This window comes from Streptomyces sp. NPDC045778 (assembly GCF_056431945.1).
In genome coordinates this window covers 67,943-87,683 of the sequence record NZ_JBWKJZ010000020.1, presented here as the reverse complement: position 1 = coordinate 87,683, position 19,741 = coordinate 67,943, and the positions used below count along the sequence as shown (strand labels likewise).

The following is a 19,741-nucleotide window of genomic DNA, read 5'->3' as shown; positions in this document are numbered from 1 at the left end:
TCCCGACCCCTCTCTTCCCCACGCAAAAAAAACAAGACGGCGCCCCTCCCCCCCCCCCCCCCCCCCCCCCCCCCCCCCCCCCCCTCGCCGTCGTCGTGCGGATCGCCGTCAGGCGACGATCAGATAGATCCCGTACGCCACCGCCGCCGCGCACAGCGCGAAGCAGGCGTACGCGCTCACCCGCGGGGCGAGCGCGGCCGTGCCGCCCCCGGCCGTGCGGGCCTGTTCCTGCTTGGAGAGGCCGACGATGCCGAGCGTGAACAGGCCCACGAGGGCGACGGTCACCACGAGGCTGACCCCGAAGACGGAGCCGAGAGCTGCCCAGTCGATCTTCATGCTGCTGCTTCCTTAGACCGTGGCGGGCCGGGCGGGATCCGCCACGGGCGCGGAGTTCTCGGACGGCTCGGCGGCCACGGAGACCGCGGCGAGCGGGCCGGCCGGGGGCGGCGTGACCGCGGCGATCGCGGTGGTGACGACGCCCGCGGGCTCGGCGTTCCGGGCGGGAGCGCCGATCTCGTCGGCCGTGACGTTGGTGTGGTCGACCGGCTCGCGGCGCGACAGGGACCAGATGACGGCGGAGCCGCCGACGAGCAGCGCGGCCGTGGCCGCGACGCCCCAGTCGCCCTGCTTGGTGAGCAGTTCGGCGCCCGCGCCGACCAGGCCCGCGGCGGGCAGCGTCAGGCCCCACGCCACGAACATCCGGGTGGCGGTGGACCAGCGGACCACACCGCCCTTGCGGCCGAGGCCCGCGCCCATCACGGCGCCGGAGCACACCTGGGTGGTGGAGAGCGAGAAGCCGATGTGCGAGGAGGCGAGGATCGCGGTCGCGGCGGAGGTCTGCGCGGCGAAGCCCTGCGGCGGGGCCAGCTCGGTGAGGCCCTTGCCCATGGTGCGGATGATCCGCCAGCCGCCGAGGTAGGTGCCGAGCGCGATGGCGATGCCCGCGGAGACGATGACCCACATCGGGGGGTTCGCGCCGGGGTTCAGGACGCCGCCGGTGATCAGGGCGAGGGTGATGATGCCCATGGTCTTCTGCGCGTCGTTCGTGCCGTGGGCGAGCGAGACGAGGCCGGCCGAGGCGATCTGCCCGGCGCGGTAGCCCTTCGACGTCGCCTTCTCGTCCGTCTTGCTGCTGATCCGGTACGTGAGCCGGGTGGCGAGCGAGGCGGCGATGCCCGCGACGAGCGGGGCGGCGATCGCGGGGAGCAGCACCTTGGTGACGACCGTGCCGCCGTTCACCGACGACCAGCCCATGGACATCACGGCGGCGCCGATCAGGCCGCCGAACAGGGCGTGCGAGGAGCTGGACGGCAGACCCAGGAGCCAGGTCAGCAGGTTCCAGAGGATGGCGCCGACGAGGGCGGCGAATATGACCTCTGTCTTGAGGCCGTCCTCATTGATGATGCCGCCGGAGATGGTCTTGGCGACTTCGACGGAGAGGAACGCTCCGACGAGGTTCAGCACGGCGGACATGGCCACCGCCGTCTTGGGCTTGAGAGCGCCAGTCGAGATGGTCGTCGCCATCGCGTTGGCTGTGTCGTGGAAACCGTTCGTGAAATCGAACACGAGAGCGGTGACGATCACGATCCCGAGGAGAAGCGTGATGTGTTCCATTTACCCAGGCTTCTGTTGGACGTCAGTGGCTCGTGGACCGTAGGCAACCTGAGTGAACGGAAAGTGAACTGGGCAGGGCCTGGCGGTGACCCTCCCGGAGAAGGGGCCGCCCCACGTCCTTCCGGCATACACCGAAGGGCGCGCCGACGGGGCGGCACGGGCCCGGCGCAGGCCCGGAATTAGGCCGTCCGGAGGGCTTGCGGAGGCCTCCGCTCAGCCCCGCGCGAACCGCCTGAGCTGTGCCGTCGACCCGTTGAAGAGATTCTGGTCACCCGGCAGGCTGCCGCGGTCCGCGTACTGCCAGACGGTCCAGGACGACCAGCCGCTCGGCAGCGGCCCCGGCGCGCCCGACCAACGGGCGAGCCACAGCGGGTGATCGCCGAAGGCCCGGCTCGCGCCGGTGCAGTCGTTCCACCACTTCGTGGTCGTGTAGATCATGGGCCTGCGCCCCGAGCGGCGCCTGACCTCGTCGCTGAACGCCCTGATCCAGGCGACCATGCGGGCCTTGCTCAGGCCGTAGCACTTCCGCCCGCCGTACGGATGGTGCTCGATGTCGAGCGCGGGCGGCAGCGTCCGGCCGTCGGGCGTCCACTGCCCGCCGTTCCGCATGAAGTGCGCCGCCTGCGTCGCGCCGGACGACCGGTGCGGCAGGGCGAAATGGTACGCGCCGCGGATGAGCCCGGCCGCGCTGGAGCCGTCGTACTGCTGACGGAAGTAGGGGTTGCGGTAGGTGTGGGACTCGGTGGCCTTGACATAGACGAAGCGCGCGCCCTTGGCCTTCGCCGCGGGCCAGTCCACGTTCTTCTGGTGCGAGGACACGTCGTGCCCCCGTGGCCCGCCCGCCGCCGACGCCGGCGCTTCGGCGAGCGCCGTCCCGCCGATCGCGAGGGCCGCGACGGACGCGGCGAGGGCGGGTGCCCGACGGCGGGACGGTGTGTGATCACGGGCCATTCTTCCCCCAGATGGCGACGTGTGTGACAAATCTCCCAGAGAGTACTGGAAGATTCACCTAAGACCGTTCAATCGTCAGCCAAGCGTGTCGAGCGGTGCGAACCGTCCCAAAGGGGCTCATGGGCCTGGTCTTGCGCGTGCGAACGGCCTCCGCGGGACGGGTCCCTTCCGCGGCCGCCGCCTGGCAGGATCGCGGCATGACTGAGCAGCGGCAGGAGCAGGGGCGGGGCACGGCGGACGGCGCCGCGGGCGAGGCGGTCGCCCGGGCCTGGGACGCGCTGGTGGCGACCGCGCGCAGGACGGTCGCCGACGGCCTCGTCGTGGGCACGTCGGGCAACGTCTCCGTACGCGTCGGGGACACCGTCCTCGTCACGCCGAGCGGCGTCGCCTACGACGACCTCGGACCGGCCGACGCGGTCGGCGTCGACCTGGACGGCAAGCGGCTCTTCGGCGCCCTGAGCCCCACCAGCGAGCTGCCCATGCACCTGGAGATCTACCGCGCCACCGGCGCCGGAGCCGTCGTCCACACCCACGCCGTCCACGCCACCGCCGTCTCCACGCTCGTCCCCGAACTCCCTGCCGTCCACTACATGACCGGCGCCCTCGGCGGCCCGGTCCGCGTCGCCCCCTACGCCCTCTACGGCACCGACGAACTGGCCGCGAACATGCTCCGGGCCCTGCGCGACCGCAACGCCTGCCTCCTCCAGAACCACGGAACCGTCGCCTACGGAGACACCCTCACCCAGGCCTACGACCGCACGGCCCAGCTGGAGTGGATGTGCCACCTGTGGCTGACGGCCAGCTCGGTGCCGGGCCTGACCCCGTCGCTCCTGTCACCGGACCAGGTGGCGGAAGCGGGCGGGAAGCTGAGCGGCTACGGCCAGAAGAAGCCCTGAGCCCGCCCGGCGACCGAGGGCGGCGCGCGCGGCGCCGATGACTCCAGGGCGCCCCGCGCGCACCCGCGACGGCCGCGCCCGCGCACCCGCGAGGGCCACGCCCACTGGCCGCACCGCCCACCCCCGCAGACACTGGACCCGTGCGCCCAGCCAAAGCAACGGCCGCGGCCGTGACCGCCGCCACCACGGCCGCCCTGACGGCGATCGCGGCCGGCCGCTACGCCAGCGACGCCGCCCTCAAGACCACGCCGGACCGCCCCCTGCCCACGGAGCGGCGCCTGACCGTGCACGCCACCGCCGCGGGCCAGGTCGCCCTGACCCGCTCCCTCGCGTCCGGCCGCCCCGGCGTCTACGGCCTGACGGGCCCCGGCTGCCACGCCGTCGTCGGACCGGTCATCGAGGCGGCCCCCCACCCGGCCGACACCGTCGTACGCCGTCTGGAACGGGTCACCCACGGCACCCTGGAGCCCGGTGGCAAGGTCTGGCTCACCCCGCAGGTCCACATCGGCGACCCCCGCTCGGCCCTCGGCATCGAGCACGCCGACGTCGAGATCCCTGGCGAACTCGGCGCGCTGCCCGCGTGGTTCGTGCCCGGCTCCCGCGACACCTGGGTCATCGCCGTGCACGGCCTCGGCACCACCCGCGCGCACCCCCTGGTCGTCCTGGACTTCCTGCGCGCGCAGCGCCTCCCGGTCCTCTCCCTCGGCTACCGGGGCGACCCGGGCGCCCCGCGGTCCCTGGACGGGCTCGGTCACCTGGGCGAGACGGAGTGGCGCGACCTGGACGCCGCCATCCGCTACGCCGTGCGCCACGGCGCGCGGAGCGTCGTCCTGCACGGCTGGTCCACCGGCGCCGCCATGGCGCTGCACGCCGCCGCGCACTCCGCGCTGCGCGACCGCGTGGGGGGACTCGTCCTGGACTCGCCGGTGCTCGACTGGGAGATCACGCTGCGGGCCCTCGCCACCGCGCGCGGCACCCCCGCCCCGCTCCTTCCGCTCGCCGTGCGCGCCGCGCAGGGCCGCACCGGACTGCGCGGCGACCGCGCCGTGGAGAGCGCGGACCCCGGCGCGCTGCGGGTGCCGACGCTCCTGGCCCACGGCCCCGGCGACACCGTCGCCCCCTGGGCCCTGTCCCGGCGACTGGCCGCGGCACGTCCTGACCTGGTGACCCTGCACACCGTTCCGGATGCGCCCCACGGCGCCATGTGGAACGCCGACCCCGCGCGCTACGAAGAGGCGCTGCGCCGCTTCCTCACCCCGCTCATGTGAACCTCCCGTCCCGTGCGTCCACCGGCCTCGTGGCGGTCGCCCGGGATTCCGTTTGGGTTTTCGGACCGTCAACAGGAAGACTGCTCCCGTGACGTCCCGTATCCCGCGCGACTCCCGGCTCCACCTCGTCCGCACCCCCTCGCCCCGGGCCGAAAGGCGAGCGGAGGCCGAGCGTGGTCAAGGCCGCGGCCCCCTCGGCGGCCCCGGCGCGGTCACCCAGCGCCGAGCGCGCCGCCCCGCGCCCCCGCCCCCCGAGGGCACCCCCGCGCCCGCCGAACTGGCCCGCATGGCGCGCGCGGGCCTCGCGGGCGCCGTCCGCGCCGCTCGCTGGGCCGAGCACGCCCTGCGCCCCGCGCCCGGCACTGCCCGCCTCGGCACCGCGGGCCGCCCCGCCCCGGCCGGCACCACCGGCGCCCTGTCCGACGCCGTGGCCGAACGGGCCGCGGCCGACCTCGACGTGACGGTGCACCAGCTGCGCGCGGACTGGGACGCCGCCCGCCTCGCAGGCCTCGTCGAGGTGCACGGCACCACCGCCCGCCCCGGCTGGCGCCTTCGCGCCTGGGACCGGGACGACGCGGCCGTCCTGCGCGGCTGGGTCGCGCTCTTCGACGCCTGGTCGCTCGTCCACCCGGCGCCCGCCGAGCTGCCGCCCGCCACCGTCGCGGAGACCGTCGAGGCCGTCCCCCAGCTGCTGTCCTTCCTCCAGCTGTCCGCGGGCCCCGTGCCCGTGCCGCAGCTCCTCGACCTCCTCGACCAGCGCGTCCGCGAGCTGCGCACGGAGCGCTGCGAAATCCCGTACGGCCCCCAGGAGGAGCCCCCGGGGAGCGCCCCGGACGGATCAGACGCGGCAGACGCGTCAGGCACCGCGGGAACTGACCGCTCCGACGACGTCCCGCTGGCCGACCTGCTCGGCTGGGCGCTGCGCGCGCTGGCCGCCGTCGACGCGCTGACCTGCGCGGACGGCCATGCCACGCTCACCCCTCTGGGCAGCTGGGCGGTGTGGGTCAAGCTGGAGCAGATCTGCGTGGCCGCGCAGAGCCCGGCGGGGAACATCGAGCAGTCCGCCGAGGACATGCTCCGCGGCTGCGCCCGCCTGCGGCCGAACGCGGCCCGCGCCGAGTACCGCGCCTGGCTCGCCGCCCGGGACGCGGGCAGCGCCGTCACCGAACTCCTCGACGCCGCCCGGGGCGAGGACGCCCTGCTGCGCGGCCTCGCCTTCGAGGCGCTGCGCGTGGTCGGCGCCCCGGCCGAGCCCGATGTGCGCGCCGTCGCCGACGTGCCCTCGCTGCGGCCCTACGCCCTGCTGTGGCTCGCCGAGCACGAGGGCACCGACCCCGAGGACGTCCACCTGGTGCTCACCCGCGAGGAGTCCACCTGGCTGTGGGTCGACACGGCGGCCGCCGTCGCCGACCACGGCGAGGCCGAACTCCTCGTGCGCCACCTGGAGTCCGCGCCGCAGCCCACCGTGCCCGCGCTGCTCGACGAGGTACGCACCGTCGGCCACCCGCGCACCGTGCAGGTCCTCGTGGCGCTCGCCGCGGCCCACCCGGACCCGGCCCTCGCGAAGGCCGTGCGCCGCGCCGCGTTCCAGGTGCACACCGGGGGAGTGTGACGCCGGGCCGGCCCCGACCGGTCCCGCGCGGGACCGGTCAGCCGCCTATCTCGGGCGCGTACGTCCCGAAGCTCCAGACGTTTCCCTCGGCGTCGCGGGCCAGATAGTCCCGCGAGCCGTAGTCCTGGTCCGTCGGGGGCGCCAGGATGTCCGCGCCGTGCTCCACCGCGTGCTGGTGATGGGCGTCCACGTCGTCCACGACGACGTAGATCGCGGTCGGCCCCGCGCTCTTCATCGTCTCCGCGAAGACACCGCCGTGGCCCTTGGAACCGAGCATCACCGCGCCGTTGCCATAGCTCAGCTCGGCGTGCAGGACCGTGCCGTCCTCGCTCTCGTACACGCTCATCTCGGTGAAGCCGAAGGCCTCCGTGAGCTGGGTGATCGCCGCCTTCGCGTCCGCGTACAGCAGCGTCGGGAAGATGCTCGGCCGCATCCTGACAGCGCCAGCCATGTCGCTCACTCCTCGAAGAACTCCGCGTGACCGTGTTCCCCAGCATGGCACCCGGGTCCGACAGCGCCCCCGCCGCTCAGCGGAAGGTGTTGCACTGCCCCATGTCACCCGTGCGATAGCCCTGGTAGAACCACTGCTGGCGCTGCTCGGCCGAGCCGTGCGTCCACGACTCGGGGGTGACCCGGCCCTGGTAGCGCTCCTGGATCCGGTCGTCGCCGACGGCCGCCGCCGCGTCCAGGCCGTCCCGGATGTCCTCGTCCGTGAGCCGGGTGATCAGCGGCCTGCCCGTCGACTCGTCGGGCGTCCGCGTGGCGTTGTGCGCCCACACCCCCGCGTAGCAGTCGGCCTGCAACTCGACCCGCACGGCGTTGCTGTCCGCGCCGGTACGCCCGTCCTGGGCGCGGCTCAGCGTGCCCATCAGGTTCTGCACGTGGTGCCCGTACTCGTGCGCGACGACGTACGCCTGTGCGAACGGCCCGCCGCTCGAGCCGAACTTGGTCCGCAGCTCGTCGAAGAACCCCAGGTCCAGATAGACCTGCCGGTCGCCGGGGCAGTAGAACGGGCCGACCGCCGACGAGGCCGCGCCGCACGCGGTGCCCACGCGGCCGGTGAAGAACACGGTCCGCGCGGGCGCGTACCGCCCCTGGCGGCGCGGGAACTCCTGGCGCCAGTAGTCCTGGACGCTGTTCACCACGGCGACGATCCGGCAGTCCTCACGGGCGTTGGCGTCCTTGCCGGTGCGGCAGCTCTGCTGGACCTGCGCGAGCGACGAGGACGAGACGGCGGGCTCGTCGCCGGAGTCGCTCAGGCCGAGCTGCTCGGGGCCGACGCCGAAGAAAAGCCCGAGGAACAGCGCGATGAGACCGGCGATGCCGCCGCCGACGGTCGCCCGGCCGCCGGGAATGCGGCTGCCGCGCACGTCCTGCACCTCGGAGGTGTCCAGGTTCGCGTCGTCGTCGAACTGCATGGGCGCACCACCCTCTGCCTCGCGCCGGATCCGGCCACTTCATCCTGGTACGCCACCCGCTTCCCGGCCCCGGACGGAGGTCCGAACGGGCGACAAGGCCCGCACCCGCGCGCCGTGTCACGCCGGCCGGGCCCCGGTCGGCCCGCGCCACGGCTACGCTCTGCCGCTGTTCCGTGGCCGTGGGTGCGCACGGGGTGCGAAGGGGGCCTGATGTCCGGTGTGCCGACCTCGACGGCTGCGCCGGGGGCGTCGGCCGCGCCAGGTGTGCCGAGCGCGACGGACGGGCCGGGCGTGACGGATGCGGCGCCCCGCCGCCGGGTCTCTCGTTTCGCGCTTCCCCTGGCCCTCGCGCTCCTCGCCCTGCCGCTCGTCACGGCCGCCCAGGACACGCGACCGGCACCCTACGGAGACCACCTCGTCGTCCACGCGCGCGCGGACGACGCCCGGCCCCCGGCGCTGCGGCGTACGGACCGGGCCGTCAGGGCGTACGACGGCGACAGCGGCCGGGCCCACTGGACGTACACGCGCGCGGGCCGCCGCCCGCTGGCCCTGCTCGCCGCGTCCGGGCACGCCGTCGCGCTCTGGGACGACGGGATGGTCACCGGCACCGCGCGCGGGACGGTCCGCTGGCACCGGGTGGTCCCCGAGAGCGCCCGCTGGCTGGCGACGCCCGCCGCGCACGGCGGCACCGGAGTCCTGCGGGCCCTGGACCCCGCGGCCCGCATGCTCGCCGTCGTCACGCCGCGCCGCGTGGCCGCCTACCGCGTCGCCGACGGCGACCTGCGCTGGACGCTGCCCGCGGGCGAGGGCTGCGCCTTCGAGCCGGCCCGGGCCGTGCGCCGCGACCGGGTGCTCCTGATCGCCCAGCCCTGCCGCGGCCGCGCGACGGCGTGGACCGCGCAGCTGGTCGCCGTGGATGACCTCGGCCGCATCGCGCCCGGCCGCACCCCGCTGGGCAACGGGCTGCCCGGGCGCGGCGGAAAATCGGTTGCAGACCCCCGGTAGAATTGCCTCATGGCCATTCTCCTCCTGCATTAGACGGCTCAGCGGCGCGCCCCGCGCGCGCATCCCGCCTTGCCTTTCGCCCGCTTCCGCCGCCTTACCCGCCCAGGAGTCTGACCGTGATCACCGCCTCCGGTATCGAATTGCGTGCCGGTGCCCGCATCCTCATCGAGAACGCGACGTTCCGTATCGCCAAGGGTGACCGCGTCGGTCTCGTCGGCCGCAACGGCGCGGGCAAGACCACGCTCACCAAGTGCCTCGCAGGCGAGGGCGCCCCGGCCGGCGGCACCATCACCCGCTCCGGCGAGGTGGGCTATCTGCCGCAGGACCCCCGCACCGGCGACCTCGACGTGCTCGCCCGCGACCGCGTCCTGTCCGCGCGCGGCCTCGACGTACTCCTCCGCAAGATGCGGGAGAACGAGGAGCGCATCGCCAACGGCAAGGGCTCCACGCGCGACAAGGCCATGAAGCAGTACGAGCGCCAGGAGACGGAGTTCCTCACCAAGGGCGGGTATGCCGCCGAGGCCGAGGCCGCCACCATCGCCGCCGCGCTGAACCTCCCCGACCGCGTGCTCGGCCAGCCCCTGCACACGCTCTCCGGCGGCCAGCGCCGCCGCATCGAGCTGGCCCGGATCCTGTTCTCGGACGCGGACACCCTGCTTCTCGACGAGCCGACGAACCACCTGGACGCCGACTCGATCGTCTGGCTGCGCGACTACCTGAAGACGTACCGGGGCGGCTTCATCGTCATCTCCCACGACGTCGACCTCGTCGAGACGGTCGTCAACAAGGTCTTCTACCTGGACGCCAACCGCTCCACGATCGACGTCTACAACATGGGCTGGAAGCTCTACCAGCAGCAGCGCGAGTCCGACGAGAAGCGCCGCAAGCGCGAGCGGCAGAACGCCGAGAAGAAGGCCGCCGCCCTGCACTCGCAGGCCGACAAGATGCGCGCCAAGGCCACCAAGACCGTCGCCGCGCAGAACATGGCCCGGCGCGCCGACAAGCTCCTCGCGGGCCTCGAAGAGGTGCGCCAGAGCGACAAGGTCGCCAAGCTGCGCTTCCCCGAGCCCTCGCCGTGCGGCAAGACCCCGCTCATGGCCGAGGGACTCTCGAAGTCGTACGGCTCCCTGGAGATCTTCACCGACGTCGACCTGGCCATCGACAAGGGCTCCCGCGTCGTCATCCTCGGGCTCAACGGCGCGGGCAAGACCACCCTGCTCAGGCTCCTCGGCGGCGCCGAGAAGCCCGACACCGGCCAGGTCATCGAGGGCCACGGCCTCAAGCTCGGGTACTACGCCCAGGAGCACGAGACCCTCGACCCCGACCGCACGGTCCTGGAGAACATGCGCTCGGCGGCCCCCGACCTCGACCTGGTCGAGGTGCGCAAGACGCTCGGCTCGTTCCTCTTCTCCGGAGACGACGTCGACAAGCCCGCGGGCGTCCTGTCCGGCGGTGAGAAGACCCGGCTCGCGCTCGCGACCCTGGTCGTCTCGTCCGCGAACGTGCTCCTCCTGGACGAGCCGACGAACAACCTCGACCCGGCCAGCCGCGAGGAGATCCTCGGCGCGCTGCGCACCTACAAGGGCGCGGTCGTCCTCGTCACGCACGACGAGGGCGCCGTCGAGGCCCTCCAGCCGGAGCGGATCATCCTGCTCCCGGACGGCGTCGAGGACCTGTGGGGCGCGGACTACGCGGACCTGGTGGCCCTCGCCTGACACCCCTCAGGCGCGCGGGCGGGGCCCCGCGAGCGTGATCGAATCACTGATCCACTCCGTATGGATCATTCGGCCGATCCGTGATCCTTCATCTGTGTGAGGCGTCCTCATACCGAGATGTGCGATACACGTATTTCGCCGCCGCCTGCGGCCGATGCGCCCATGTTCTCCGGGCACGCCTCTGACCTGCCCCTTCCTGGCAGAACCCATGCGGCGGCAGGGACCGAAGTGTGCGGAATCGTTAATTCCGCTCATGGCGGCCCGCTTCCGGACTGCGAATCAAGTCACATGGACCTTGCCGAATGGGTGGCCAGGAGGCCCGGTAGGGGTGATCATGAGAAGTCCAGAGCGCACTTCCCATGAGGAGGCACGGGTGGCCGAGACTCTGAAGAAGGGCAGCCGGGTGACCGGCGCCGCGCGCGACAAGCTCGCGGCAGACCTGAAGAAAAAGTACGACGCCGGTGCGAGTATCCGGGCGTTGGCCGAGGAGACCGGCCGTTCGTACGGATTTGTGCACCGGATGCTCACCGAGTCGGGTGTCGTGTTGCGCGGCCGTGGCGGTGCGACGCGAGGCAAGAAGGCCGCCTCCGTCTGACCCCGCCGCTGTCCGCGGCTCTCGTGGCCCGAGGGTGACCACCCGGTCGGCCGTTCGTCCGGCCGGGTGGTTACTGTGCAGTCACTTAGGGGCGCTCCCCAGCGCCCCGACCGACGACTGCACCCATCGGAGGCACTGATGGCTTCGCCCGACAGCCGACAGAGCGCGGCGGCACCGCTTCTCGACAAGGACGGCGTACGCCTCACGGTCGAGGACGCCATGGCCACGGTGACCCTCACCCATCCGGCCAAGCGCAACGCCCAGTCCCCCGCGCTGTGGCGGGCGTTGACCGAGGCCGGACGGACGCTGCCCGGCAGCGTCCGCGTGGTGGTCCTGCGCGGCGAGGGCAAGTCCTTCTCCGCGGGCCTCGACCGGCAGGCGTTCACGCCCGAGGGCTTCGACGGCGAGCCGTCGTTCCTCGACCTGGCGCGCGGCGCGGACGACGTCCTCGACGCGACCATCGCCGAGTACCAGGAGGCGTTCACCTGGTGGCGGCGCAGCGACATCGTGTCCGTCGCCGCCGTGCAGGGGCACGCCATCGGTGCGGGCTTCCAGCTGGCCCTCGCCTGCGACCTGCGGGTCGTCGCCGACGACGTGCAGTTCGCCATGCGCGAGACCAGCCTGGGCCTGGTGCCCGACCTCACCGGCACGCACCCCCTCGTCTCCCTCGTCGGTTACGCGCGCGCCCTGGAGATCTGCGCCACGGGCCGCTTCGTGCACGCCGACGAGGCCGAGCGCTTCGGCCTCGCCAACCTCGTCGTGCCCGGCGACCAGCTCGACGACACCGCCCGGGACCTGGCCGCGGCGCTGCTCGCCGCCCCGCGTGACGCGGTCATCGAGACCAAGGCCCTGCTCCAGGGCGTCACGGGCCGCTCGTACGAGGAGCAGCGCACCGCCGAGCGCGCGGCCCAGGCCCGCAGGCTGCGGGACCTCGCCGGGATCGGCGACTGATCAACCGCCCTCGCCCGTAAGGGAGTCGGGCCCCTGGCCCGGGTGTGCGCTGCCCCGGCCGGGCTCGTCGACCGCCGTCACCAGGACCGCCACCGACGGCCGGTCCGGCAGCGCCCCGCCCACCGCCGTACGCACCGCGCGGGCCACGTCCAGGGCCCTGCGGTCCGCCGCCACGGCCAGCTCCACCTGGACGTGGCGGCGCGGCAGCGAGTTCAGCGGCTCGGGCTCCCGCACGTGGACCGCGCGCCCCAGGCCGCCGAACACGCCGGTCAGCCGGGTCACCCCCGGCACGGCGAGCACGGTCCGGGCGATCCGGTCCTCGGGAGAGTCCGACGGGGCGTCCTCGGCTGACGGGGCGTCCTCGGCTGGCGGCGTGTCCTCGGTTGACGGAGCGTCCTCGGCTGCGTCCGAGGGGGAGCCCGGTGCCGAGCCCGCCGGGGCCGCGTCGCTCGCGGGGGCCGCCGTCTCGTCCAGGATCGCCGTCTCGTCGAGGAGGGCCGTCACCCGCAGGTCCACCGTCGCGACGACCAGGCCGAGCCGGTCCGCCGCGCCCGTCGCGAGGGCCGCGCGCAGCCGGGACGCCAGGGCGGGCAGCGGCTCGGCCGTGCCCGCGGCGACCTCCCCGTCGATGCGCAGCGGCCGGGGCGGCAGCGCGCTCGGCGGCGCGGGGACCGCGGAGACACTCACGTCCGGCGGGGCCCCGGCGTCGGGGGAGCCGTGCGCGGCGTCCGGGTCGGCCAGGGCCACGCGCACGGACGTCAGACGCGCCCCCGTCACCCGTTCGGCCGACCGGCGCAGCACCGCCGTCGCCGCCTCCTCGGTCAGCCACGCGCCGTCCCCCGCCCCGCCGAGGGGCAGCACCCGGCCGAGGCCCAGCTGGCGCCGTACCGCCGACGCCCATCCGTCACCCGTCATGGCTCCACCCTGCCGCATCCGGGGCGCGCGGGCGCGGGGCCGCGCTTAGTGTGGGGCGAGGAGCAGACCCCCTGTCGAAAAGGACCGCGGTGATGACCGACACCGGAGAGCAGAGGAAGTCCCAGACGCTCGACAAGAGCGGACCCGACTCGTCCGACGAATCCGGGGGCCGCGGCGGGTCGGCACGGCGCGGCGGCGGTGGTGATCCGGCGACCCGCGGGCGCACCACCATCGCGGACGGCGTCGTGGAGAAGATCGCCGGACTCGCCGCCCGTGACGTGGTCGGCGTCCACGCGATGGGCGGCGGCCTCGCCCGGACCTTCGGGGCCGTGCGCGACCGGGTGCCCGGCAGCTCCAAGTCCGTCACGCGCGGGGTGAAGGCCGAGGTCGGCGAGGTGCAGACGGCCCTCGACCTGGAGGTCGTCGTCGAGTACGGCGTATCGATCGCCGATGTCGCGCGCGCCGTGCGGGAGAACGTCGTCACGGCCGTGGAGCGCATGACCGGCCTCGAAGTGGTCGAGGTGAACATCGCCGTCAGCGACGTGAAGCTGCCGGACGACGAGGACGACGAGCAGCCCAGGTTGCAGTAGCGCGCACGGCGCGGACCCGCGGCACGGGCGGCGCGCGGCGCCCCGCGCGCCACCCGGGACCCGCGCCGTCGGAGTCGTGGGCGGCAGCAGCGGGAAACAGCCTCAACAGCACACGCGCAGGAGCGAAGGAGCGCACGATGAGCATGGCCGTCATCGGCATGATCGCCGGAATGGCCCTGGGCTTCGCCGGGTACTTCGGTGGGTTCGGGGCCTTCCTGCTGGTAGCCGCCCTGGGCGCCATCGGCTTCGTCGCCGGGCGGTTCCTCGAAGGGGACCTGGAGCCCGGCGAATTCTTCCGTACGCGCGGCGACCGGCGGCGGTGAGCGGTGGCGGCGGAGGTCGTGGGGCAGGTAGCGCCCGCCGAGCGCGGCGCGACCCGGATCGCCGACCGCGTCATCGCGAAGATCGCCGCGCGCGCGGCCCGGGAAGCGCTGTGGTCCCTTCCCGAAGGAGCCGCGCTGCCGCACGCCACGGTCAGCGTCCTGGCCCGGGCGCACGGCTCGGCCCGCGCCGGGGAGGCCCCGTCCGCGGCGGCACGCATCCGCGTCAGCCTTGAGCTGGACTACCCCTGTGACATCGGCGGCCAGTGCGCGGCCGTGCGTCGCCATGTCACCGAGCGGGTACACGCGTTGGCGGGCATGGAAGTGCCCGAGGTGGCGGTCCAGGTCGAGCGGCTGCACTCGGCGCAGGCGCGGGCCGCGGCACAGGGGAGGACCCGATGAGCGAGCCCCACGAAGGCCCCGAGCGGGCCCCGGACGCAGCCAAGGACCCCGGCCGGGGCGGCACCCGGCCCGTGCCCGTGGTCGAGCGGGCCCCCGGCGGCTCCGACCCGGCGGCGGGGCCGGAGCAGTGGACGTCCGCGGCCTCCTACGAGGCGCACCCCACGCTCGCCCCCGACGACGACAAGACCCCCCGCTTCTGGTCCGCGCGCCGTGTGCCCGCCGCGCTCCTCGCGCTGCTGCTCCTCGGCGGCGCGGGACTTCTCCTGTACGACGTCGTCGCGGTGCGGGCCGACCATCCCGCGATGCGCTGGCGGCGCGAACTCGCGCGCGAACTCGCGGAGCGGCCGCTGGACAGCACGCCCGTGCTCGCCGGTGCCGCGGTCGCCGTGGCCCTCGGCCTGTGGCTGCTGCTGCTCGCGGCGACGCCGGGGCTGCGGTCCGTCCTGCCGATGCGGCGCGGGCACGCCGACGTCCGGGCCGGGCTGGACCGGGGCGCCGCCGCGACCGTCCTTCGCGACCGGGCCATGGACGTGGCGGGCGTCCGCTCGGTCCGGGTCCGCATGACCCGGACCAAGGTCGACGTGCGGGCCGAGTCGCACTTCCGCGCCCTCGACGACGTCCGCGGCGACCTGGACCGGACGCTGGCCGACGGCATCCGAGGCCTGGGGCTCGGCAGCCCGCCCACGCTCTCCGTCCACGTCGCCCGGCCAGGGAAGAAGGGGTGAGCCCGCCATGCCGCGTACGGTGAACCGCGTACTGCTCGGCCTCCTCGGCCTGGCACTCGTCGCGCTGGGCGGGGCCGTCCTCGCGGTCGGCCTCGGCGCGGGGCCGCCGTCCTGGTGGGTCCACGACGGGCGGCACGACGTGCTGCTCAGCGCGGCGCAGCGGACGCGGTGGCGGGACCGCGGCTGGTGGTGGCCCACGGTCATCGGAGCCCTGGCCGTGCTCGTGCTCCTGTCGCTGTGGTGGCTCACCGCGCAGCTGCGGCGGCGCCGCCTCGCCGAGGTCCTGGTGGAGACCGGGGACGGCGAGGGGGCGCTGCTGCGCGGCCGCGCGCTGGAGAGCGCGCTGGAGAGCGAGGCGGCGGCGGTCGACGGGGTCGGCCGGGCCCGGGTCCAGCTGACCGGCCGGCGCAACGCGCCCGAGGCACGGGTCGGGCTCGTCCTGGAGCCCGACGCCGTCCCGGAGGACGCGCTGCACCAGCTGTGCGTGGAGGCCCTGGCCCACGCCCGCGACTCGGCGGGCCTGGCCCGCCTCCCGGCGACGGTCCAGCTCCGGGCGAGCAAACACCGCCCGGAACGGGTGAGTTAGCCCTCGCGGGCGGCCTGGGGGTGCCATCCGCGCCCTGAACACGGGACCGGTTCGAACACCGCGCTGACGCGCTTGTCCTCAAACGCCGGACGGGCTGAATCCTTTCGGCAGAGCGCAGACGGCCGACGGCGTGCGGGCCGCTAGGTCGGGGCCGCGCCGGGTGGTTGGGCAGGCACGGGTGGGTGGGTGGGTGGGAGAGATCCCGCCGCGGTAGCGGCGGGGCAGGGGGTGGCTGACGGAGCCCGCGGCTAGAAGCCGTGGCGGGAGCCGCCGTCCACCGGCAACATCACCCCGGTGATGTACGACGCGGCCGGCGACAGCAGGAACGCCGCAGCCCGCCCGAACTCCTCCGGAGCCCCGTAGCGGCGCAGCGGAATGCCGGACTCGGAGGCGTGCCGGGCCGCCTCCGGGTCGGCGGTGAGCCCGTCCAGCTCGCGCACGCGCTCCGTGTCGATGCGCCCCGGCAGCACCCCGACGACCCGCACGCCGCGCGGGCCCAGCTCGTCCGCGAGGGACTTGGCGAACCCGGCGAGGCCGGGGCGCAGGCCGTTGGAGATGGTCAGGCCGGGGATGGGCTCGTACACGGAGGCGGAAAGGACGAAGCCGATGACGCCGCCCTCGCCCAGCTCCGCCGCCGCGGCCCGCGCGAGCCGTACCGCGCCGAGGAACACCGACTCGAACGACGCCTGCCACTGCTCGTCCGTGACGTCGGCGGCGAAGGCGAACGGCGGGCCGCCCACGCTGACGAGGATGCCGTCGAAGCCGCCGAAGCGCTCGCGAGCGGTGGCGACGAGCCGGGCGGGCGTCGCGGGGTCGGCGTTGTCGGCGCCCACGCCGACCGCGTCCGCGCCGAGCTGGGCGGCCGCCTCGGCGGCCGTCTTCTCGTCGCGGCCGGTGAGGACGACTTTCGCGCCGTCCTCGACGAGGGCGCGCGCGGTGGCGTTGCCGAGGCCGCGGGTGGCGCCGGTGACGACATAGACACGGTTCTTCAGGCCAAGATCCATGCGTCCTATCCTGCCGTGCCGGGGTCCGGTCCGAACAGGGAGAAGGCCGTAGTGACGAGACCCACGTGGCTGAACGCCTGCGGGAAGTTCCCCAACTGGCGGCGCTCCGTCGCGTCGTACTCCTCGGCGAGCAGCCCCACGTCGTTGCAGAGCGCGAGGAGCCGCTCGAAGAGGTCGCGGGCCTCCTGCGTGCGGCCTGCCAGGTGCAGCGCGTCGGCGAGCCAGAACGAGCAGGCGAGGAAGACGCCCTCGTGGCCGGGCAGCCCGTCGACCGTGATGCCGTCGGTGCTGTAGCGGCGTACGAAGCCCTCGCGGGTGCCGAGGTCCTCGCGGACGGCGTCGATGGTGCCGAGGACGCGCGGGTCGTCCGGCGGCAGGAAGCCCACGCGCGGGATGAGCAGCAGGGCGGCGTCCAGCTCCTTGGAACCGTACGACTGCGTGAACGTGCCCCGGTCCGCGTCGTAGCCGCGGGCGCAGACCTCGTCGTGGATCTCGTCGCGCAGCCGCCGCCAGCGGTCCACGTCGCCGTCGAGGTCCGGCCGCTCCTCCAGGGTGCGTACGGTGCGGTCGGCGGCGACCCAGGCCATCACCTTGGAGTGCACGAACTGGCGGCGCGGGCCGCGCACTTCCCACAGCCCCTCGTCCGGCTCGCGCCAGACCTTCCGCAGGAACTCCATGAGGGCGAGCTGGATGCGCCAGCCCTGCGGGCGTGTGGCCATGCCCGAGTGGCGGGCGAGCCAGAGGGAGTCGACGACCTCGCCGTACACGTCGAGCTGGCGCTGGTACACGGCCGCGTTGCCGAGGCGCACCGGCACCGAGTCCGCGTACCCCGGCAGCCACCGCGCCTCCGCCTCGGGCAGCCGCCGCTCGCCGCCGAGGCCGTACATGATCTGGAGGTCCGCCGGGTTGCCTGCGACCGCGCGCAGCAGCCAGTCGCGCCAGGCCTCGGCCTCCTCCTGGTACCCGGCGGTGAGCAGCGCGCCGAGCGTGAGCGTGGAGTCGCGCAGCCAGCAGTAGCGGTAGTCCCAGTTGCGGACGCCGCCCAGCTCCTCCGGCAGGGAGGTGGTGGGCGCGGCGACGATGCCTCCGGTCGGGCCGTACGTGAGGGCCTTGAGGGTGATCAGGGAGCGCACGACGGCGTCGCGGTGCGGCCCCTCGTAGTGGCAGTGTGCCGCCCACGCCCGCCAGTCGTCGACGCTCTCGCGCAGCGCCCGCTCGGTGTCGATGAGCGGCGGGCGCGGCTCGTGCGAGGGGTGCCAGGTGAGCACGAAGGTCACGCGCTCGCCCGCGCGGACGGTGAACTCGGCGTGCGTGGCGTCCGCGCGGCCCCAGGCGTGGACCTCGGGCTCGGTGCGCAGCCACACCGAGTCGGGGCCCGCGACCGCCACCCGGTGCCCGTCGGAGCGGCGCATCCAGGGCACGACCGAGCCGTAGTCGAAGCGGAGCCGCAGGGTGCTGTGCATGGTCACCGCGCCCTCGACGCCCTCGACGACGCGCACCAGGTCCGGGGCGCGGTCGCGCTGCGGCATGAAGTCGGTGACGCGGACCGTGCCGTCGGGGGTGTCCCACTCGGTGTCCAGGACGAGCGTGTCGGGCCGGTAGGCGCGGCGGGAGCAGACGTCGGCGCCCTGCGGCGCGATGCGCCAGTGGCCGTGGTCGTCCTCGCCGAGCAGCGCGGCGAAGCAGGCCGCGGAGTCGAAGCGGGGCAGGCACAGCCAGTCGACGGAACCGGTCCGTGCCACCAGGGCGGCGGTCTGATGGTCGCCGATGAGGGCGTAGTCCTCGATGGGTCGCTGCACGGGGGACGGCTTCCCGGTTCGCCGAGGCGTCAATCCGGTCCGTCGCGGAGAGCCGAACCGGGGCCCCGCCGCGGGCGGTTGGCGCCCGCGGCTCCGCCCGAGCGCAGGACGCGCGGGCGCCTCTCCGGGATACTCGTGGACATGCCGAACGATGAGGGCGGATGGCGGCCCCGCGGTTACGACGGGCCGGGCTGGGAGCCTCCGAAGGAGCCGCCGCAGGGCCCGCCTCCGGGCGGCGGGGGCGGGCCAGGGGGAGGACCGGGAGGAGGGCCGGGGGGAGGGCCGGGGGGAGGGCCCCGCTGGAGCGTGCCGGGTGTGGTCGCGGTGGTCGCGATCGCGGTCTGGTCCATCCTGGCCTACCAGTGGACCCAGCAGAACGACTGCGAGCTGGTGGAGTCGTACGGCCTGGTCCTCTCCCACGGCACCCCGGACCCCTGGGAGAGGTGCGGGGACTAGCGGGGAGCGGCGCCGGCGGTGCGTCAGGCGGGCGTCGCGGCCGCTTCGGGCGCCGCCTTCTCCGCGGCCGCCGCCTCGCGGCGGTCGCGCACCTCCCGGCGTACCAGGACGATCCACCCGGCCGGCACGCCCGCGGCGAAGAGCCACCACTGGATCGCGTACGCCATGTGGGCGCCGATGCTGCTGTGGTCGGGGGCGGAGATGAGCTGCGGGGAGTTGCCCGGGTTCTCCGGGGCGGTCAGCGCGATGTAGCCGCCGAGGACCGGCTTGCCCAGGGCGTGGGCCTGCTGGCCGCTGCTGATCAGCATGATCTGGCGGTCGGGCAGGCCGCGGACGTCCTTGATGCCGCTGGCCGCCGACGTCTCGTCGGCCATCAGACGGCCGGTGACGGTGACCCGGCCCCTGGGCGGGGCGGGGATCTTCGGGAAGGCGGTCTGGGGTCCGTCGGCGCGGATCCAGCCGCGGTTCACCAGGAGCACCTTGCCGTCACGCAGGACGAACGGGGTCAGGACGTGATAGCCGACCTCGTCGTCGGAGTTGGTGCGGCGCCTGACGACGACCTCGTGCTTCGTGTCGTACGTCCCCTCGGCCGTCACCCTGCGGTAGACGGCGGAGTCCGGCACCTCGCGGCCGGGCGCGGTGAGCCGCTCGGCGGGCACCGGCTCGGCGTCGATGACCCGCGCGATCTTGTCGTTGCGCGCCACGCGCGCCTCGTGCCGGTGGAGCTGCCAGAAGCCCAGCTCGATCATCACGGGGATGAGGACGAGGCCGATGAGAGTGAGGATCACCCACTGGCGGGACAACAGGAAGCGGTACACGTCCTTGACGGTACCTGTGGACGACGGAGCCCCCGACGGGAGGGGCCCTGTCGGGGGTTTCGGGGGCTTGCCGTATGTCTGCCGTCACACCTTGTCGCCTT

Annotated in this window: 22 protein-coding genes; 13 read left to right on the top strand and 9 right to left on the bottom strand. The window is 74.4% G+C overall.

The features are described from left to right. Nucleotides 1–108: 108 nt before the first annotated feature. The 3 genes from AC07GB_RS24795 to AC07GB_RS24785 all read right to left on the bottom strand — a co-directional run bounded on the left by AC07GB_RS24795 (nucleotide 109) and on the right by AC07GB_RS24785 (nucleotide 2,565). Nucleotides 109–336 carry a hypothetical protein gene (locus tag AC07GB_RS24795; RefSeq protein ID WP_478848945.1) on the bottom strand — a complete coding sequence of 76 codons (228 nt, stop codon included), beginning with the start codon at nucleotides 334–336 and terminating at the stop codon, nucleotides 109–111. 12 nt (nucleotides 337–348) lie between these two features. Beyond that, nucleotides 349–1,614: an inorganic phosphate transporter gene (locus AC07GB_RS24790; RefSeq protein WP_478848943.1), complete on the bottom strand. Its 1,266-nt coding sequence runs from the start codon at nucleotides 1,612–1,614 to the stop codon at nucleotides 349–351. A 213-nt stretch (nucleotides 1,615–1,827) separates the two neighbouring features. Further along, entirely contained in the window at nucleotides 1,828–2,565 is a 738-nt protein-coding gene (locus AC07GB_RS24785) for a lysozyme (RefSeq protein WP_478848941.1), read from the bottom strand. Between the two features lie 197 nt (nucleotides 2,566–2,762). Here AC07GB_RS24785 and AC07GB_RS24780 point away from each other — a divergent pair, with 197 nt between their 5' ends. The 3 genes from AC07GB_RS24780 (at nucleotide 2,763) to AC07GB_RS24770 (ending at nucleotide 6,341) form a co-directional block, all read left to right on the top strand. Continuing rightward, nucleotides 2,763–3,461, top strand: coding sequence for a class II aldolase/adducin family protein (locus tag AC07GB_RS24780; RefSeq protein ID WP_478848939.1), 699 nt, complete (start codon nucleotides 2,763–2,765; stop codon nucleotides 3,459–3,461). A gap of 140 nt (nucleotides 3,462–3,601) precedes the next feature. Next, nucleotides 3,602–4,729 (top strand): alpha/beta hydrolase, encoded by a 1,128-nt coding sequence (locus tag AC07GB_RS24775; RefSeq protein WP_478848937.1) that lies wholly within the window; start codon nucleotides 3,602–3,604, stop codon nucleotides 4,727–4,729. 88 nt (nucleotides 4,730–4,817) lie between these two features. Beyond that, a complete protein-coding gene (locus tag AC07GB_RS24770; RefSeq protein ID WP_478848935.1) occupies nucleotides 4,818–6,341 on the top strand; it encodes a hypothetical protein in 1,524 nt (507 codons plus the stop codon). A gap of 37 nt (nucleotides 6,342–6,378) precedes the next feature. Here the strand turns inward: AC07GB_RS24770 and AC07GB_RS24765 are convergent, their stop codons facing one another. Together AC07GB_RS24765 and ypfJ are read right to left on the bottom strand one after the other, a co-directional pair. Beyond that, nucleotides 6,379–6,792 (bottom strand): VOC family protein, encoded by a 414-nt coding sequence (locus AC07GB_RS24765; RefSeq protein WP_478848933.1) that lies wholly within the window; start codon nucleotides 6,790–6,792, stop codon nucleotides 6,379–6,381. Nucleotides 6,793–6,868: 76 nt separating this feature from the next. After that, a complete protein-coding gene (gene ypfJ / locus AC07GB_RS24760) occupies nucleotides 6,869–7,759 on the bottom strand; it encodes a KPN_02809 family neutral zinc metallopeptidase (protein ID WP_478848931.1) in 891 nt (296 codons plus the stop codon). A gap of 210 nt (nucleotides 7,760–7,969) precedes the next feature. Here ypfJ and AC07GB_RS24755 point away from each other — a divergent pair, with 210 nt between their 5' ends. The 4 genes from AC07GB_RS24755 to AC07GB_RS24740 all read left to right on the top strand — a co-directional run bounded on the left by AC07GB_RS24755 (nucleotide 7,970) and on the right by AC07GB_RS24740 (nucleotide 12,025). Beyond that, nucleotides 7,970–8,764 carry a PQQ-binding-like beta-propeller repeat protein gene (locus AC07GB_RS24755; RefSeq protein ID WP_478848929.1) on the top strand — a complete coding sequence of 265 codons (795 nt, stop codon included), beginning with the start codon at nucleotides 7,970–7,972 and terminating at the stop codon, nucleotides 8,762–8,764. Between the two features lie 116 nt (nucleotides 8,765–8,880). Further along, nucleotides 8,881–10,479: an ABC-F family ATP-binding cassette domain-containing protein gene (locus AC07GB_RS24750; RefSeq protein ID WP_478848927.1), complete on the top strand. Its 1,599-nt coding sequence runs from the start codon at nucleotides 8,881–8,883 to the stop codon at nucleotides 10,477–10,479. Between the two features lie 373 nt (nucleotides 10,480–10,852). Further along, complete coding sequence (locus AC07GB_RS24745; RefSeq protein WP_030684175.1) at nucleotides 10,853–11,074, top strand: helix-turn-helix domain-containing protein; 222 nt, start codon at nucleotides 10,853–10,855, stop codon at nucleotides 11,072–11,074. Between the two features lie 138 nt (nucleotides 11,075–11,212). Continuing rightward, nucleotides 11,213–12,025 (top strand): enoyl-CoA hydratase/isomerase family protein, encoded by an 813-nt coding sequence (locus AC07GB_RS24740; RefSeq protein WP_478848925.1) that lies wholly within the window; start codon nucleotides 11,213–11,215, stop codon nucleotides 12,023–12,025. Here the strand turns inward: AC07GB_RS24740 and AC07GB_RS24735 are convergent, their stop codons facing one another. Then, nucleotides 12,026–12,940 (bottom strand): serine/threonine-protein kinase, encoded by a 915-nt coding sequence (locus AC07GB_RS24735; RefSeq protein WP_478848923.1) that lies wholly within the window; start codon nucleotides 12,938–12,940, stop codon nucleotides 12,026–12,028. It lies immediately after the preceding gene. Between the two features lie 92 nt (nucleotides 12,941–13,032). Between AC07GB_RS24735 and AC07GB_RS24730 the strand changes: the two genes are divergently transcribed. The 5 genes from AC07GB_RS24730 to amaP all read left to right on the top strand — a co-directional run bounded on the left by AC07GB_RS24730 (nucleotide 13,033) and on the right by amaP (nucleotide 15,563). Then, a complete protein-coding gene (locus AC07GB_RS24730; RefSeq protein WP_478848921.1) occupies nucleotides 13,033–13,530 on the top strand; it encodes an Asp23/Gls24 family envelope stress response protein in 498 nt (165 codons plus the stop codon). A gap of 137 nt (nucleotides 13,531–13,667) precedes the next feature. Beyond that, nucleotides 13,668–13,853: a hypothetical protein gene (locus AC07GB_RS24725; protein WP_478848919.1), complete on the top strand. Its 186-nt coding sequence runs from the start codon at nucleotides 13,668–13,670 to the stop codon at nucleotides 13,851–13,853. An 18-nt stretch (nucleotides 13,854–13,871) separates the two neighbouring features. Continuing rightward, nucleotides 13,872–14,252: an Asp23/Gls24 family envelope stress response protein gene (locus AC07GB_RS24720; protein WP_478848917.1), complete on the top strand. Its 381-nt coding sequence runs from the start codon at nucleotides 13,872–13,874 to the stop codon at nucleotides 14,250–14,252. Further along, nucleotides 14,249–14,977: a DUF6286 domain-containing protein gene (locus tag AC07GB_RS24715; protein ID WP_478848915.1), complete on the top strand. Its 729-nt coding sequence runs from the start codon at nucleotides 14,249–14,251 to the stop codon at nucleotides 14,975–14,977. The genes AC07GB_RS24720 and AC07GB_RS24715 overlap by 4 nt, the downstream gene beginning before the upstream one ends. Nucleotides 14,978–14,984: 7 nt before the next feature. Further along, nucleotides 14,985–15,563: an alkaline shock response membrane anchor protein AmaP gene (gene amaP / locus AC07GB_RS24710; protein WP_478848913.1), complete on the top strand. Its 579-nt coding sequence runs from the start codon at nucleotides 14,985–14,987 to the stop codon at nucleotides 15,561–15,563. Nucleotides 15,564–15,811: 248 nt separating this feature from the next. Here the strand turns inward: amaP and AC07GB_RS24705 are convergent, their stop codons facing one another. Both AC07GB_RS24705 and AC07GB_RS24700 read right to left on the bottom strand, forming a co-directional pair. Continuing rightward, complete coding sequence (locus tag AC07GB_RS24705; protein WP_478848911.1) at nucleotides 15,812–16,567, bottom strand: SDR family oxidoreductase; 756 nt, start codon at nucleotides 16,565–16,567, stop codon at nucleotides 15,812–15,814. A gap of 5 nt (nucleotides 16,568–16,572) precedes the next feature. Continuing rightward, complete coding sequence (locus tag AC07GB_RS24700) at nucleotides 16,573–18,366, bottom strand: glycoside hydrolase family 15 protein (protein ID WP_478848909.1); 1,794 nt, start codon at nucleotides 18,364–18,366, stop codon at nucleotides 16,573–16,575. A gap of 306 nt (nucleotides 18,367–18,672) precedes the next feature. On the opposite strand from AC07GB_RS24700, the gene AC07GB_RS24695 reads away from it, so the two are divergent. Continuing rightward, the gene (locus AC07GB_RS24695) at nucleotides 18,673–18,822 is read left to right on the top strand and encodes a hypothetical protein (protein ID WP_478848907.1); all 150 of its coding nucleotides are present in this window, start codon (nucleotides 18,673–18,675) and stop codon (nucleotides 18,820–18,822) included. A gap of 23 nt (nucleotides 18,823–18,845) precedes the next feature. Here AC07GB_RS24695 and AC07GB_RS24690 read toward each other — a convergent pair whose 3' ends face one another. Further along, complete coding sequence (locus AC07GB_RS24690; protein WP_478848905.1) at nucleotides 18,846–19,640, bottom strand: SURF1 family cytochrome oxidase biogenesis protein; 795 nt, start codon at nucleotides 19,638–19,640, stop codon at nucleotides 18,846–18,848. Nucleotides 19,641–19,741: the final 101 nt, after the last annotated feature.